At 40.7% G+C, this 15,677-nt stretch carries 11 protein-coding genes and 1 pseudogene; 9 read left to right on the top strand and 3 right to left on the bottom strand.

What is annotated here, in order from left to right; translation table 11 throughout:
• Positions 1 to 240: 240 nt before the first annotated feature.
• From mgtA to LMOATCC19117_RS13750, 3 genes are read left to right on the top strand one after another with little or no spacing between them, the layout of a single operon-like run.
• Positions 241 to 2,811 (top strand): magnesium-translocating P-type ATPase, encoded by a 2,571-nt coding sequence (gene mgtA, locus LMOATCC19117_RS13760; protein WP_003734236.1) that lies wholly within the window; start codon positions 241 to 243, stop codon positions 2,809 to 2,811.
• Positions 2,812 to 3,942, top strand: coding sequence for an FtsW/RodA/SpoVE family cell cycle protein (locus LMOATCC19117_RS13755; protein WP_003734237.1), 1,131 nt, complete (start codon positions 2,812 to 2,814; stop codon positions 3,940 to 3,942).
• Positions 3,939 to 5,042, top strand: a complete 1,104-nt coding sequence (locus LMOATCC19117_RS13750; protein ID WP_003734238.1) for an FtsW/RodA/SpoVE family cell cycle protein — start codon at positions 3,939 to 3,941, stop codon at positions 5,040 to 5,042. The genes LMOATCC19117_RS13755 and LMOATCC19117_RS13750 overlap by 4 nt, the downstream gene beginning before the upstream one ends.
• Positions 5,043 to 5,484: 442 nt before the next feature.
• Here the strand turns inward: LMOATCC19117_RS13750 and LMOATCC19117_RS13745 are convergent, their stop codons facing one another.
• From LMOATCC19117_RS13745 to LMOATCC19117_RS13735, 3 genes and pseudogenes are all read right to left on the bottom strand, one after another.
• On the bottom strand, positions 5,485 to 5,787 hold the full coding sequence (locus LMOATCC19117_RS13745; RefSeq protein ID WP_003722042.1) for a PTS lactose/cellobiose transporter subunit IIA: 303 nt from the start codon (positions 5,785 to 5,787) through the stop codon (positions 5,485 to 5,487).
• A gap of 36 nt (positions 5,788 to 5,823) precedes the next feature.
• Positions 5,824 to 7,131: pseudogene (locus LMOATCC19117_RS13740) on the bottom strand (PTS sugar transporter subunit IIC).
• A gap of 134 nt (positions 7,132 to 7,265) precedes the next feature.
• A complete protein-coding gene (locus LMOATCC19117_RS13735) occupies positions 7,266 to 7,571 on the bottom strand; it encodes a PTS sugar transporter subunit IIB (RefSeq protein ID WP_003722040.1) in 306 nt (101 codons plus the stop codon).
• A 253-nt stretch (positions 7,572 to 7,824) separates the two neighbouring features.
• Between LMOATCC19117_RS13735 and LMOATCC19117_RS13730 the strand changes: the two genes are divergently transcribed.
• Genes LMOATCC19117_RS13730 through LMOATCC19117_RS13705 form a run of 6 tightly spaced genes read left to right on the top strand, consistent with a single transcriptional unit; the run spans position 7,825 to position 15,638 of the window.
• A complete protein-coding gene (locus tag LMOATCC19117_RS13730) occupies positions 7,825 to 7,914 on the top strand; it encodes a potassium-transporting ATPase subunit F (protein WP_015085182.1) in 90 nt (29 codons plus the stop codon).
• The gene (kdpA, locus tag LMOATCC19117_RS13725) at positions 7,911 to 9,596 is read left to right on the top strand and encodes a potassium-transporting ATPase subunit KdpA (RefSeq protein WP_003730765.1); all 1,686 of its coding nucleotides are present in this window, start codon (positions 7,911 to 7,913) and stop codon (positions 9,594 to 9,596) included. The genes LMOATCC19117_RS13730 and kdpA overlap by 4 nt, the downstream gene beginning before the upstream one ends.
• An 11-nt stretch (positions 9,597 to 9,607) precedes the next feature.
• The gene (gene kdpB / locus LMOATCC19117_RS13720) at positions 9,608 to 11,653 is read left to right on the top strand and encodes a potassium-transporting ATPase subunit KdpB (protein WP_003733366.1); all 2,046 of its coding nucleotides are present in this window, start codon (positions 9,608 to 9,610) and stop codon (positions 11,651 to 11,653) included.
• 14 nt (positions 11,654 to 11,667) lie between these two features.
• Positions 11,668 to 12,240 carry a K(+)-transporting ATPase subunit C gene (kdpC, locus tag LMOATCC19117_RS13715; RefSeq protein WP_003724987.1) on the top strand — a complete coding sequence of 191 codons (573 nt, stop codon included), beginning with the start codon at positions 11,668 to 11,670 and terminating at the stop codon, positions 12,238 to 12,240.
• A gap of 15 nt (positions 12,241 to 12,255) precedes the next feature.
• Positions 12,256 to 14,946 (top strand): sensor histidine kinase, encoded by a 2,691-nt coding sequence (locus LMOATCC19117_RS13710; protein ID WP_003724986.1) that lies wholly within the window; start codon positions 12,256 to 12,258, stop codon positions 14,944 to 14,946.
• Entirely contained in the window at positions 14,943 to 15,638 is a 696-nt protein-coding gene (locus tag LMOATCC19117_RS13705; protein ID WP_003724985.1) for a response regulator, read from the top strand. Before LMOATCC19117_RS13710 ends, LMOATCC19117_RS13705 begins: the two co-directional genes overlap by 4 nt.
• The last annotated feature ends 39 nt before the right edge of the window (positions 15,639 to 15,677 follow it).

Below are 15,677 nucleotides of genomic sequence, written 5' to 3'. Positions count from 1 at the left end.
AAGGACTTTTTTCATGTTTATTATGAAAATAATTATCTGGGAATTAAAATCTTTTTTTCAGATAATTAAGCTTAGATAAAATTCGAAAGGAGATGAAGGCAATGGACCACCATCAGGGAGAGGAAGTAGAAGAACCGGACTCGTATTATAGTAATCAAGCTGCAAGAGTGACTAACCTTCATCTCTGGCGCACATAAACGTTATTCTCAGCTTGCCTAGAAAGAATTGGAGGCAAGGAAAATGAAAAAACTACATGTAAAAAAGCAAGGTAACAATTTGCTCAAAGAGTCACAATTGGATAGAAATAAGATTTTAGAAAAATTAGGTGTAATGGAAACAGGACTAACGAACGTCGAAGTTACAGAAAGACTAGCAGAATTTGGTCCTAATCAAACAGTGGAAGAAAAGAAAGTGTCCAATTTACGGTTATTTATCCGAGCGTTTAATGATCCTTTTATCTATATTTTAATCATGTTAATGGTGATTTCATATTTAACAGATGATATGGAAGCGACAATAATTATGGCCTTAATGATCTTAGCTAGTGGAATTCTTGGATTTGTTCAAACGAGTAGAGCAGAGCGGGCTAGCTACGCGCTAAAAAATATAGTGAAAAATAAAGTGAACGTTATTCGAAACGATGAAATGATTGTAGTAGCACAAGATGAAATTGTGCCCGGAGATTTAATCGAAGTTTCAGCGGGGGATATTATTCCAGCAGATGCACGCGTTATTTCGGCAACGGATTTATTAATTAATCAGTCAGCACTTACAGGCGAATCAATTCCTTCTGAAAAATTTGTGGAAGACAAACGCGCTAATCCGGACCTTTTTGAACGGGAAAACTTATTATTTATGGGGACAGATGTGTTAAGTGGGCACGGCAAGGCGGTTGTTTTACGAACAGGAAGCGCGACATTTTTCGGCTCGTTGTCAATCGCAGCTACAGAACGTCGTGGCGACACTAGCTTTGATAAAGGCGTTAAGTCAATCTCGAAATTACTCTTTTATTTTATGGTCGTAATGGTTCCGATTGTATTTATGATTAACGGTCTTATGAAAGGCGAGTGGTTAGAAGCATTTCTTTATGCGGTAGCAATTGCGGTTGGGCTCACTCCTGAGATGCTACCGATGATTGTCAGCACGAACTTGGCAAAAGGCGCCATCAATATGTCGTCGAAAAAAGTAATTATGAAAGAACTTAGTGCAATTCAAAATATCGGCGCGATGGATATTTTATGTACGGATAAAACAGGCACGCTCACAGAAGATAAACTAGAACTTGTAAAATACATTGATAGTGCTGGTGAAACTTCTGAAAGTGTTCTAAATATGGCTTATTTAAACAGCTACTTCCAAACGGGCTGGAAAAACGTTTTAGATCATGCTGTTATTGCCAAATTGGATGAAAGTACTGCATCAGGATGGACAAAAGTTGGCGAAATTCCGTTTAATTTTGATCGGCGTCGTCTGAGTGTGGTAGTGGAAAATAATACAGAGACAAAGATGATTACAAAAGGCGCGGTAGAAGAAATGCTCACAGTATGCACTCATAAGGAATTTGGTGGCACAATTTCTACACTAACTGAATTAGAAAAGAGCGAACTTCAAGAAATGTGTGCAGAAATGAATCGCTCAGGAATTCGAGTAATTGCAGTAGCGTATAAAACTGGAAAGGCTGGTGAATCATTTACTAAAAAAGATGAAGAACAGATGATTATTGCGGGACTCCTAGGTTTCCGTGATCCAGTAAAAGCATCGACGAAAGAAGCCATTACACAGTTATTTAAAAACCAAATTAACGTGAAGGTTTTGACTGGAGATAACGAAATTGTTACGAAACGGATTTGTGAGGAAGTAGGTATACCAGCGAATGGATTTTTACTTGGCGGAGATATTGAAGACTTATCTGATGAAGAACTCACGCGCGAATTACGGAAATACCACATTTTTGCTAAATTAACCCCAATGCAAAAATCGCGTATCATTGATTTGCTGAAAAAAGCAGGACATACTGTTGGCTTCCTTGGAGACGGAATTAATGACGCGCCAGCACTTAGGAAAGCGGATGTTGGTATCTCTGTTGATACAGCAGCAGACATTACAAAAGATGCAAGCTCAGTAATTTTGCTGGAGAAAAGCTTAACAGTTTTAAATGATGCGGTTATGGAAGGGCGTAACGTATTTGGTAATATTTTAAAATACTTGAAAATGACAGCTAGTTCCAATTTTGGTAATGTGTTTAGTGTTTTGGTCGCAAGTGCATTTATTCCCATTTTACCAATGCTATCTTTACATCTTTTGCTACAAAACTTGCTTTATGATTTCTCACAATTAACTCTCCCTTGGGATAAAATGGATCGGTCGTTTTTGAAAAAACCGCATCAATGGGAACAAAAAGGAATGTTGCGCTTTATTCTATGTATTGGCCCAGTAAGTTCGATCTTTGATATTGCGACGTTTCTAATTATGTGGTTTGTATTTAGTGCAAACACGGTAGCAGAGCAAGCTTTATTCCACAGTGGTTGGTTTGTTGTCGGCTTACTCACTCAAACTCTAGTTGTGCACATGATTCGGACAGAGAAAATACCTTTCATTCAAAGTCGGGCAGCTGCTCCGGTAATGATTGCGACACTTATTGTGATGGCATTAGGTATTGTGATTCCGTTTACCGGATTTGGTCACAGTATAGGTTTTGTGAGCTTGCCAGGTAGTTATTTCCCATGGTTAATCCTTATTCTTGTTGGTTATATGGCTACGATGCAACTAGTGAAAACTCTTTACATTCGGAAATTCCGGGAGTGGATTTAAATGCGTGCGGGTCGATTACTCTTTGTAACGTATTTGCTTCTGGCAGTATGGAGTTTGCTACTTGTTTATAGTACGAGTTATGGGGTTGCAATCATGCGTTACAAAGTGGATCCTAGTTATTTCTTTAATAGGCAGCTACTCTTCTATGGTCTTGGTCTTTTAGGCTTACTAGTGTGCTCGCGTATAAATGTGAAATTATTTTATCAGCGGGTGACGTTGCGTATTCTTTCTTTGGGTCTTCTAGCTTTATTAGTGTTAGTGCTTATAACTGGTAATGCGGCTAATAATGCCCAAAGATGGCTGTCTATTTTCGGAGTGACATTCCAGCCTACTGAAACTGTCAAATTGCTATTAATACTTGTGATTGCGACTGTTTTCTTGCGGAAAGGTTGCGGGGTGCGAGTACAACATTGGGTGCTAGGCTTTTTGTTTCTTACTATAGCATTAGTCTTCTTACAGCCGGATCTCGGTACGGCTGTAATTTTAGGTGTTATTGGGGTCGCTTTGTTTTTAACGAGCGGAGTTGGCCTCTCACGCCTCGTCCGGGTATTTATCTGGGCTTTTGGTCTGTTAATCCTTGTAGCAACACTGATTTATTTCTTTCATCCTGATTTTTTTAGCACTGCAAAATTGGGCAGATTTGCTTTTTTAGATCCTTTTAACCTTGAAAACTTAGATGCTTCTTATCAACTTAGAAATGGCTACTATGCGATTGGAAGTGGAGGGATATTTGGGACTGGATTAGGAGGTAGCATCCAGAAATTAGGTTATTTGCCGGAGCCGCATACGGATTTTATTATGACGGTTATTGCGGAAGAGCTTGGTGTTTTTGGTGTTATTTGGACGATTTTTTTGTTAATGTTACTCAGTTTTACCGCACTTTATATTGCTGTTTGTAGTCATTTTATTTTCGATTCGATGGTATGTATTGGAGTTGCCGCTTGGATTTCGGTGCAGATGTTTTTGAATCTTGGAGGAGTGAGTGGGATTATTCCGCTTACTGGAGTTCCACTGCCGTTTATTAGTTACGGGGGTAGTTCGGTAGTCATGCTTTCGTGCGCAGTTGGGTTTGTAATGGCTGCTGCAAGGCGGAATTTACTAGCTAAATCTAGAGAGGTCGTGTATTTATGAAGCGGGATATTCAATATAATCGAATTATTTTATCGGTGTTCTTATTGTCGTTAGTGAGTTGTGTAGCGATTTATTTTGCTCAGAAGACAAACCAATATGATACCAATTTTTTAGGAATGCAGTTGGTGTTTTTGGTAATTGGGGCACTTACATGTTTTGGTGTTTCGCGCCTGCCGGTAGAGTTTTTGCGACATCATGCGATTTGGCTTTACGTCATTATGGTGATTACACTACTTGGAATACTCATACCAAACCCTCTAGTCCAAAATATAAACGGGGCAACGCGGTGGTATCGCTTCGCTGGATTGTCTTTCCAACCATCTGAAGTTGTCAAATCGATTTTTATTTTTGTATTGGCACATTTTGCTGTAAAATATCAAGCGCAGAAATGGAAACAGTTAGGCATTTTAGCGGCGCTTACTGGGGTTGTTTTGCTATTAATTATGAAACAGCCAGATCTTGGTACGACAATTGTTTACGGAGTTACGGCACTTGCGATTATTTTGCTCGCTATAAAATCAACTAAATTGATGGTGGGTATTATAACTCTAATTTTAACTACAGTGACGGTTGGAATGTATGTAGTCGTTTATCATATTAGTTTACTGGAAAAAATCGGCTTTCATGCGTATCAATTTGCGCGGATTCAGACGTGGCTTGACCCTACTACTGATCCAGATGCGGTCTATCAACTTAATTTATCGATGAAGGCTGTTGGTTCGGGGATGATGACTGGTAGTTCTGGTACAAACGCTTATATTCCTGAAAGTCATACGGATATGATCTTTAGTACGATTGGTCATCAATTTGGCTTTGTTGGTGTCAGTTTGTTGTTAATTTTATTTATGTTACTTATTCATCAATTAATTATGGCAGCTCTTTTGATGAAGAATACTTTTTCTTCGCTAGTTTTAGCGGGTTTTGCTGTAAGTTTTGCGTTTAATATTTTTGAAAATATTGGTATGACAGTCGGACTTATGCCACTTACTGGGATTCCACTTCCTTTTATTAGTTATGGTGGGAGCGCGGTGCTTGGTAATTTCATTGCAATAGGCGTTGTATTAGCGATTATTCGGTCAGACGCCGATTTAGTAGAATAAAAAAACAGCTGTTTGAACTATCCCCTAAAAACATTAATTTTAGGGGAGGTCCAGACAATGTTGACGAAGGACTTTTTGCTTGGATAGAGAATACTGTAATTATATGATACAATTCTTGTGAAATAGAAAACAAACTCAGTGAGTGGAAATTAAATAATGGGAGGCAGAAGTATGTCTTGGATAACGCCGTACGTTCCAATTATAATAGAAGCTGTTTTAGTTATTGGTATTGTTTTTATAGGATTTAAGCTTTATAAAAAGTTTGGATTATCAAAGAAATAACATGAATAAAAAAGACCCCTAAAATTAGTTCTGAAAATCTAATTCTAGGGATCTTTTTTCATATTATTAAATAAAAAGCCACATAAAAATAGAGTGGAAAAAATCCACTCTATTAATAGTTTAACTTTAGGGGGTCAATACATATATGACAACCCTGTTTTTATTTATTCTTATAAAGGTCTACAATTTCTTTCGCTAAATCTTTGAAAGTGATTGCATTCATTAAGTGGTCTTGTGCGTGAACGAGTAGAAGGGAAACTTCTGTTTTTTCGCCACGTGCTTCACCTTGTATAAGTTTTGTTTGAGAATGATGCGCTTCAAGTAGTGCTTGTTCTGCTTGGGCGATTTGTTCGTCTGCTTGAGCGAAATCCCCTTTTTTAGCGGAATCAATGGCTAACATAGCATCGCTTTTAGCGTTACCACCGAACACGATCAAGCTCATAATAGTTTGCTCTAAATCCATCTGTAAACACGTCCTTAAAGTTTTGGTTTTTAAAAATTATTCAGCAGTAACGCCTTCAGCAGCAAGTGCTTCTTTTTCACGACGTAGCTCTTGAATTTGAGCAATTTTCGCGAATGGAAGGAAGATTAGGATAGATAGACCTAAGTTTACAGCTGCAAGTACGCCACCTGCGATACTTTGTGTTGCAAGTGCTCAACCGATAATTGGTGGTGTAGTCCAAGGAGTTACGATAGTACAAGCTGGTACCCAACCAATAGCTGTTGCAAAGTAAGCTACAGTTACAAGTACAAGTGGTGCCAAGATGTACGGAATGAACATAATTGGATTCAAGACGATTGGAAGACCAAACATCATTGGTTCGTTAATGTTGAAAATACCTGGCGCTGCAGACAATTTAGAAACTGTCATGTACGCTTTATGTTTACGAGCTACGATAAAGATAGCAATGATTAAACCGATAGTTGCCCCAGTTCCGCCTAAGTTAACGAAAGAGTCAAAGAAAGGTTTGTTAACGATGTAAGGAAGTTCTTTACCAGCTTCTAGTGCTTTTACGTTAGCTTCGATAGCTGGGATGTTGATTGTTTGCATGAACGGGTCGATAATGTTCGCACCGTGTAAACCAAAGAACCAAAGGAAAGCAGAAACAAATGCCAATAATAAAGCTGCTGGCAAGGAGTTTGCAAGACCCATGAACGGTTCTTGTACTAATTCGTAGAAAGAAATTACTAAGTTAGTCACACCAGCTGCTTGGAAGAACGCAGTGATAAGACCAAAGATAGAAACAGTGATCATTGCAGGGAATAAAGCTGCGAATGAACGAGAAACTGCCGGTGGAACACCATCAGGCATGTTGATAATTAATTTCGGGCTACCACTTAAACGAGTGAAGATTTCAGTGGAAAGAATTGCAATAATTAATGCTAAGAAAAGACCAGTTGATCCAAGACCACCAGTGTTTGCAACGCCGTCTGCACCTGGAGCAATTGCGCCAATTGTGAAGAAAGTTGCTACAGAAACTACTGCGGAAGAAAGTGGATCTTTGTCATAAGATTTAGCTAAGTTGTAAGCTACAGTGAAAGCGATAAGTAGTGCTAAGATAGCAAAAGTACCGTTCCAAACGTTTCCGCCGAATGCTTGCCAAGTTCCTTCACCAAATAAGTTATTCATGAACTTTTGGTAAGCTGGAATTGGGAAGTTGTTAATTAAAACGGCGAAAGACCCTAGAATCATAAGTGGCATAGTTGTAATGAAACCATCACGAATTGCTACTAAATGACGTTGTCCACCAATTTTGGCAGCGTAGGGAATGAAATATTTCTCCATAAATGCGATAAAACCATTCATTTTTTATTCTCCTTTTTGAGGGATAAAGTAACAGCCGGGTTAAGACGAATACATAATTTCTAAAACATGGCGTTATTACTATACCTCTTTAGTTTTTTATAATTTTCAGCTAGCTAGCTGTAATTACCCTCTTTTTACTTCATTAACTCTAATGCTTGTTCTAAAACTTTGTCGCCTTTCATCATTCCGTAATCAACACTGTTAATAACAGCTAATGGAATACCTTTTGGCTCTAATTTTTTCTTCATGTTTCCTTCTAAGAAACGTACTTGTGGTCCAAGTAATAAAACATCGATTTCGTCTAAATGGTTAGCTGCTTCTGCTTCTGCAACGGCGAAGATTTTTGCTTCAAGGCCTTTTTCTGCAGCTGCTTTTTCCATTTTTGTAACTAGTAAGCTGGTAGACATACCTGCTGAACATACTAACATGATTGTTTTCATGATTATTTCCTCCTCTAGATAATTCTCTTAACACTTATTATATATGCAAGTACCGTGCCAACTTTAAATGTGGCTATAAAAGGGTTTTCATTTTGTTTTTTGCTTACACATTGGCTTTTTTTGTGTGTAAATTTTACACACATAGAGATATTAACGGAATCTTTATGCGGAGCTTTAGAATCTTAACACTGTCTTTATGCGTTTGTTGGTAGGATTAGTGGTGGAAAGAGTACGGTGAAGGGGTGAACGGAAAATGGGTGTTGTTCTAGTAATTGCTGGAATAATCGGTTTAGGTTTGTTGGTATATTTATTTTATGTGTTATTTAGAGGTGAGGACTTATGAAGTATATCGTGATGCAAGATGCGTTTTTTGTTGTATTGTTATTAGTTTTGGCGGTGCCTCTTGGAATTTATATGTATAAGGTGATGATTGGGGAAAAGGTATTTTTGTCACGAGTGCTTGAGCCGGTTGAGCGGTTTGGTTATCGATTGATGGGTGTGAGTGAGGTTGGCATGTCGGCGAAGCGTTATGCAGTATCCGTACTTGCTTTTAGTGCAGTTGGCTTTGTATTTGTAATGGCGGTGTTGATGCTACAAGGCTTTTTACCGCTCAACCCGGAAGGTATGAAAGGACTTAGTTTTAGTCTTGCATTTAATACGGCGGCGAGTTTTGTGTCGAATACGAACTGGCAAGCTTATTCTGGTGAGGCGGCGTTATCTTATTTTTCGCAGTCGATTGGTTTAACGGTGCAGAACTTTGTTTCGGCAGCGACAGGGATTGCAGTATTATTTGCGGTAATTCGTGGCTTTATATGGAAGAAACAGAAAACGATAGGAAATTTTTGGCAAGATTTATTTCGAGTGACGCTATATATTCTATTACCACTTTCGCTTATTTTGGCGCTTCTTTTAGTATCGCAAGGAGTGGTGCAGTCATTTGCTGATTATTCGGTTGTGGAGACGCTTGAAAATGGAGCAAAACAATTGATTCCGCTTGGTCCAGCTGCAAGTCAAATTGCGATTAAACAACTGGGAACGAATGGTGGAGGCTTTTTCGGGGCAAATTCGGCGTTTCCGTTTGAAAACCCATCTAGTTTTACTAATTTAATAGAAATGTTGGCGATTTTACTTATCCCAGTGGCGCTTGTTGTGATGTTTGGGCGTGCGGTGAAGGATAGTAAGCAAGGACGCGCGATTATGACAGCGATGATGATTGTTTTTGTTATTGGTGTTGTTGCGATTACTATCTCCGAACAATTTGCAGGTCCACATTATCAAGGTGTTGCGACTTCTGGCAGTATGGAAGGAAAAGAGGTTCGTTTTGGTGTTGGCGGTTCGTCGCTTTTTGCAGCTTCCACGACGGCAGCCTCGAATGGAGCGGTGAACGCAATGCACGACAGTTTGACTCCGCTCGGTGGGCTGGTCCCAATGTTCTTTATGCAACTCGGGGAGGTTATTTTTGGCGGTGTTGGTAGCGGGCTTTATGGCATGATTGGTTTTATTATTTTGACGGTGTTTATTGCGGGGCTTTTGGTTGGACGGACGCCGGAATATTTAGGGAAGAAAATTGAACCTTATGATATGAAAATGGTTTGTTTGCTTATTTTGGTTCCGCCGCTGTTGACTTTGTTTGGAACTGCGGTTGCGGTGATGATGCCAAGTGTGCAAGCTTCTGTTTCGGCGAGTGGGGCGCACGGTTTTTCCGAGGTCCTCTATGCATTTACTTCGATGGGAAATAATAATGGTAGTGCTTTTGCTGGATTTGCGGCGGACACGACGTTTACAAATATGGTTGGCGCAGTAATGATGTTACTTGCTCGTTTTATTCCACTTGTTGCGGCGCTTTATTTAGCGCAAAATATGGCTGGAAAGAGTTCGGTTGCAGCGAGTAGCGGGACGTTATCGACGAAAAATGGCATGTTTATTGGTCTTTTAATTGGTGTTGTGGTACTTGTTGGCGCACTTAGTTTCTTGCCAGCACTTGCGCTTGGACCGATTGCAGACTTCTTTACAACTTTCAAATGAGGTGAATGGAAATGATGGAAAAAGGTATTTGGAAAGATGCGCTGATTCAGTCGACGAAAAAACTGTCTCCAAAACTGCAAGTGAAAAATCCGGTGATGTTGCTTGTTTATGTTGGTGCGATTTTGGCAACGAGCCTTTATTTTCTCGGTTTCTTCGGGATTTCAGATGAGAAGTCTGGTTATACGCTAGCAATTGCGCTGATTTTATGGTTTACAGTGTTATTTGCGAATTTTGCAGAGGCGATTGCGGAAGGTCGCGGTCGAGCACAGGCGGATAGTTTGAAAATGGCTCGAAAAGACGTTTTAGCTCGAAAATTGAAGAATATTGATGATAAAACTGATGTGATCGAAATTGCTTCGAATGACTTGAAAAAAGGCGACATTGTGTATGTCCTTGCGAATGAACAAATTCCGATGGATGGCGAGGTTATTGAAGGTGCGGCTTCAGTTGATGAAAGTGCGATAACTGGGGAGTCTGCCCCCGTAATTCGAGAGTCTGGCGGGGATAGAAGTGCTGTGACGGGTGGAACTACGCTTGTTTCTGACTGGCTTGTTGTTCGTGTGACGGCGGTCTCTGGAGAAAGTTTCTTAGATAAAATGATTGCAATGGTGGAAGGAGCTTCACGGAAAAAGACGCCGAATGAGATTGCGCTACAAATTTTGCTTGTAACGCTTTCGATTATTTTTTTGGCAGTTTCAGCGACGCTTTTACCATTTACTGAATTTGCGAGTAAGCAGGCGGGTGCTGGATCGGCAATTTCGATTACGAATGTGATTGCTTTGCTTGTTTGTTTGGCGCCAACTACGATTGGTGCACTACTTTCGTCGATTGGAATTGCAGGGATGAGTCGGTTAAATCAAGCGAATGTTTTAGCGATGAGTGGTCGTGCGATTGAGGCAGCTGGTGATGTGGATGTGCTTTTGCTCGATAAAACTGGGACGATTACACTGGGAAACCGCAAAGCAAGCGAATTTTTGCCAGTGGATGGTGTGACGGAACAAGAGCTGGCAGATGCGGCGCAACTTTCCTCGATTGCGGACGAAACAGCGGAGGGCAGGAGTATTGTTGTATTAGCGAAAGAACGGTTCGACATTCGCGGCCGAGATTTTGCTGAAATGCACGCAGAATTTGTTCCCTTCACTGCAACAACCCGAATGAGCGGAATTGACTATCAAGAAAATACGATTCGAAAAGGTGCGGCGGATGCGGTTCGTACTTACGTAACGGCGAATGGCGGGACGTACCCAAAAGAGTGTGATGCAATTGTGAGCAAAGTTGCTGGTGCTGGTGGTACACCGCTTGTAGTAGTCCGAAATAACAAAGTGCTAGGCGTTATTTATTTAAAAGACATCGTGAAAAATGGAGTGAAAGAACGTTTCCTTGATTTACGAAAAATGGGTATTAAAACCATTATGATTACCGGTGATAACCCAATGACTGCGGCAGCCATTGCGGCGGAAGCAGGGGTCGATGATTTTCTAGCAGAAGCAACTCCAGAAGCAAAATTGGAATTAATTCGTGAATATCAACGGGAAGGTCATTTGGTTGCAATGACAGGTGATGGCACGAATGACGCACCAGCTCTTGCACAAGCGGATGTTGCTGTTGCGATGAATACAGGAACACAAGCGGCAAAAGAAGCTGGGAATATGGTTGATCTGGATTCTAGTCCTACTAAATTAATTGATATTGTGCGGATTGGCAAACAACTTTTAATGACGCGTGGTGCACTGACAACATTTAGTGTTGCTAATGATTTAGCGAAATACTTTGCGATTATTCCAGTGCTGTTTTACGGTATTTTCCCACAACTTGAAGCACTTAATTTAATGGGATTAACCAGCCCGACGAGCGCTATTTTATCCGCGATTATTTACAATGCGGTGATTATCATTATTTTAATTCCGCTTTCTTTAAAAGGCGTGAAGTATCGTGAAATGCCGGCCGGGAAATTACTGAGCAGAAATATGTTGATTTATGGTCTGGGCGGTTTGATTGCTCCATTTATCGCGATTAAATTGATTGATATGCTGTTAACTGTTTTAGGAATCGTTTAAGAGGGGGAGAAAACATGAAAAGATTTATGCAAATTTGGAAGCCGGCAGTAGTTGGATTTCTACTTTTGACATTGATGTGTGGTGTGGTTTATCCGGGTATTGTCACTATTTTTGCAAGTGCAGCTTTCCACGACAAAGCAAATGGCAGTATAATAGAAGAAAAACGAGCAGATGGTACGACCGGAAAAGTTGGTTCTGCTGAAATTGGCCAAACGTTTACTAAGCCTGAGTACTTGATTGGACGGGCAGCAAGTGACGGGGTGGCGACAAACTTAAACCCTACTAGCGAAGAACAAAAACAATTAGTAGAAAAACGAATTGCTTGGTGGCATAAACTAGATCCGACGAACAATCGAGTTATTCCAATGGATCTCGTAACAGCATCAGCAAGTGGCGTGGATCCGGATATTTCAGAGGCTGCTGCGGCATATCAAGTAGACCGAATTTCTAGAGAACGAGGCATTTCCACCAAACAAGTCAAAGAAATTATCGCAGAACATACAAGTGACCGATTGTTAGGCTTTTGGGGTGAGCCAACTGTGAACGTCTTACAAGTGAATTTGGCATTAGATAGATTGAAAATGTAAGTTGGAGGCGAGTATATGGAAACGAATCGTCCAAGTCCGGATGCGCTGCTGGTGAATTTGCAAGAAGAAACAGATTCATCCGTGGGTAAATTAAAAATATATTTTGGCTTTGCGGCAGGTGTTGGGAAAACATATGCCATGTTAAGTGACGCCAAAGATCAATTAGCAGCAGGTGTGGATGTCGTGGCGGGTTATATTGAACCTCATGCTCGCGAGGAAACGCTGAGAATGTTAGAAGGAATCCCGATTATTCCACCAAAAGCAATTACTCACAAAAATATTGCGCTCAAAGAATTCGATTTGGACGAAGCGTTGAAACGGAAGCCGGAACTTATTTTGGTAGACGAACTCGCACATACGAACGCATCAGGTGTACGCAATAAGAAACGTTTCCAAGATGTGGAAGAATTGCTTCAAGCGGGAATTGATGTGTATACGACTGTCAATGTGCAACATATTGAAAGTTTAAACGATATTGTAGAAGGCATCACCAAAGTAGCTGTTCGCGAAACGATTCCTGACTATGTTTTTGATGAGGCGGACCGAGTTAAATTAATTGATATTGAACCCGATGAACTTCTAAAACGGTTAGAACAGGGTAAAATTTATCAACCGGCGCGCGCAAAAACAGCTATGCAGAACTTCTTCACTAGAGAAAACTTAAAACTCTTGCGTGAAATTGCGATGCGAAAAGCGGCCGACCGAATTAGTCACGAATACGATCAAACAGGTGTTTATCCAGAGAAACGGGCGAGTAGTAAATGGCTAGTCTGTATTGGAACGTCGCCTTCATCTGCAAAACTCATTCGCTGGACAGCGCGCACTGCCGAGGCTTTCCGCGCACCATGGACGGCCCTTTATATTGAAAATGAAGAAAATGATTATATGACCAAAGCAGAGAAAAAATGTTTACGGGAAACGATGGAACTCGCTGAACGGCTTGGCGCTGAAATTGTCACCCTCGCCGGACATGACATTGCAGAAACAGTAGCTGAGTATGCCCGGTTGACTGGTGTGACAAATATCGTTGTCGGGAAATCGCGTCGCCGCATGGGTTTAAGGTCTTTATTTGAAGATGATTTTGAGGATCGTCTCATTACGCACCTTGATAACGTTGATATGCATATTATCCCCTCGAGCCAACCAAAAACGAAAAAGCGTCGAATGAAAATGCGTTTTAAAAGTTTTTTAACCTGGCATGACATGGCGAAAATGATTTTACTTCTAACATTGGCAACGGCGATTTGTGTCGGTTTAAGTGAATTTGGCATCGGTGATCAAAATGTTATTATGGTATATATTTTATCCGTGTTAATTATTTCTCGTGTAACAAGCGGCTATGTTTATGGCGTTATGGGTTCTATCATTGGTGTTATGTTATTTAATTTCTTCTTCACGACACCACTTTATACGTTTAATACAATTCAAGCGGGCTATCCGGTGACGTTCGGAATTATGCTTTTAGTCGCTCTTATTACGAGTGCGCTAACTGTCCGAATTAAAACCCAAGCTAGCCTGGCCGTTGAGCGAGAACGTCGAACCGAAGTGCTTTATGAAATTAATAAACGGCTATTAGTCACCCGTAATTTAAAAGGAATTATCGATTTAACCAACGAATATATTTTGCATTTATTTAGCCGTTCCGTTATTTTTTATTCTGCGGATCCTGCCAAAAGTAATAAAGGGATTTTCGTGCAAGCAGAAGGAAAAGAAGATGCGAGTGCGCTTCTTAGTGCGGATGAAGAAGCGGTTGCCCACTGGGTATTTAAAAATAAAAAGCGGGCGGGTGCTGGGACGGATACGTTAATGGGGGCATTTGGTTATTATATGCCAGTGATGTCACAGGGGAAAGTGCTTGGTGTTATTGGTGTTTCTTGCTCCCCAGAAGATGGTCCACTTACACAAGATAATCGGATCTTTTTACGAATGATTAGCTCTCAAGTGGCACTAGCTTTAGAACGGCAATATTTATCTGAAGAACAACGCCAAATCGTCATCGAATCAGCAAAAGAAAAAATGAGAAGCAATTTACTTCGGGCAATTTCGCATGATTTAAGAACACCGCTCACTGGTATTGTTGGAGCAAGTTCTGCCTTACTTGAAAAAGAAACTGAGCTAGATAAAGAAACGGAACATAATTTAATTAAAGGTATTAAAGATGACTCTGGCTGGCTCATTCGGATGGTTGAGAATTTGCTTTCTGTGACGAGAATTAGTGAAGGGTTAGTGAGTTTGGAACGAGCTCCAGAAGCCGTAGAAGAAATTGTAGGTGAGGCTGTCGGTCGAATCAAAAAACGTTTCGCGGACCGAACAATCCATGTCAAAGTACCGCGCGACCTTCTTATGGTTCCGATGGATGGCACGTTAATTGAGCAAGTCCTTATTAATTTAATGGAAAATGCGCTACGTCATGGTGGAACTGGTGCAGAAGTTTGGGTAGACGTGACGAAAACGAAGCAAAGTGCGATTTTTAGTGTTCGTGATAATGGAAAAGGGATTCCGGAAAAACGCTTGCCAGATTTATTTGATACTTTTGCTGTGGAAGCGAGAGAGCGTTCTGATATGTCACGCGGATTAGGACTTGGTTTATCGATTTGTATGTCGATTATTCGAGCGCATGACGGGACTTTAGAAGCGAAAAATAACAAACATGGCGGGGCGACATTCTGGTTCACTTTGCCACTAGACGGAGGAGATGGAAAATGAACAGCAAACGACTTGTGCTAATTGTGGAAGATGAAGAGGGTATCAGTAATTTTATTTCAGCTGTTTTGACTGCGAGTGATTACTCGGTGATTAAAGCAGTGAATGGAAAAGAAGCGCTAGAGCAGACAGCAAGCCATTCGCCAGATGTTGTGCTACTCGACCTAGGTTTGCCCGATGTAGAAGGACTAGACGTGCTCCGTGATATTCGTGTTTGGTCAAAAGTGCCGATTATTGTTGTATCCGCGCGCGATCACGAACGAGAGAAAGTGACGGCACTTGACCTTGGTGCAGATGATTATATTACGAAACCATTCGGCACATCGGAACTACTGGCGCGGATTCGAACTGCCCTAAGACACATTCAACCAAGCAGCAAAGAAGCGCCAAATGATCATATTATTCGCATTCAAGACCTGTATATTGATGACGACCGCCGACTTGTCAAAATGGGCGATAAGGAAATTCATTTTACGCCAATTGAATATAAAATTTTGCTTCTATTAGCTCGCCACGCCGGAAAAGTCCTTACGCATGATTTTATTATTCGCGAAATTTGGGGACCTTATCCAAGTGAAAACCAAGCACTTCGGGTCAATATGAGTAATATCCGACGTAAAATTGAACAAAATCCGGCAGAACCTGCATACATTTTGACAGAAGTTGGGGTTGGATACCGGATGGCAGAAGAATAATAATATGTTATGATAAAAATAAACGCCAGGAGGAATTAA

The organism is Listeria monocytogenes ATCC 19117, assembly GCF_000307025.1.
GTDB classification, from domain to species: domain Bacteria; phylum Bacillota; class Bacilli; order Lactobacillales; family Listeriaceae; genus Listeria; species Listeria monocytogenes_B.
This window is presented reverse-complemented; position numbering and strand designations above follow the sequence as displayed.

Coding starts and splice junctions, on each gene's coding strand:
- mgtA (WP_003734236.1), top strand. CDS start 241: ATGAAAAAACTACATGTAAAAAAGCAAGGTAACAATTTGCTCAAAGAG.
- LMOATCC19117_RS13755 (WP_003734237.1), top strand. CDS start 2,812: ATGCGTGCGGGTCGATTACTCTTTGTAACGTATTTGCTTCTGGCAGTA.
- LMOATCC19117_RS13750 (WP_003734238.1), top strand. CDS start 3,939: ATGAAGCGGGATATTCAATATAATCGAATTATTTTATCGGTGTTCTTA.
- LMOATCC19117_RS13745 (WP_003722042.1), bottom strand. CDS start 5,787: ATGGATTTAGAGCAAACTATTATGAGCTTGATCGTGTTCGGTGGTAAC.
- LMOATCC19117_RS13735 (WP_003722040.1), bottom strand. CDS start 7,571: ATGAAAACAATCATGTTAGTATGTTCAGCAGGTATGTCTACCAGCTTA.
- LMOATCC19117_RS13730 (WP_015085182.1), top strand. CDS start 7,825: ATGGGTGTTGTTCTAGTAATTGCTGGAATAATCGGTTTAGGTTTGTTG.
- kdpA (WP_003730765.1), top strand. CDS start 7,911: ATGAAGTATATCGTGATGCAAGATGCGTTTTTTGTTGTATTGTTATTA.
- kdpB (WP_003733366.1), top strand. CDS start 9,608: ATGATGGAAAAAGGTATTTGGAAAGATGCGCTGATTCAGTCGACGAAA.
- kdpC (WP_003724987.1), top strand. CDS start 11,668: ATGAAAAGATTTATGCAAATTTGGAAGCCGGCAGTAGTTGGATTTCTA.
- LMOATCC19117_RS13710 (WP_003724986.1), top strand. CDS start 12,256: ATGGAAACGAATCGTCCAAGTCCGGATGCGCTGCTGGTGAATTTGCAA.
- LMOATCC19117_RS13705 (WP_003724985.1), top strand. CDS start 14,943: ATGAACAGCAAACGACTTGTGCTAATTGTGGAAGATGAAGAGGGTATC.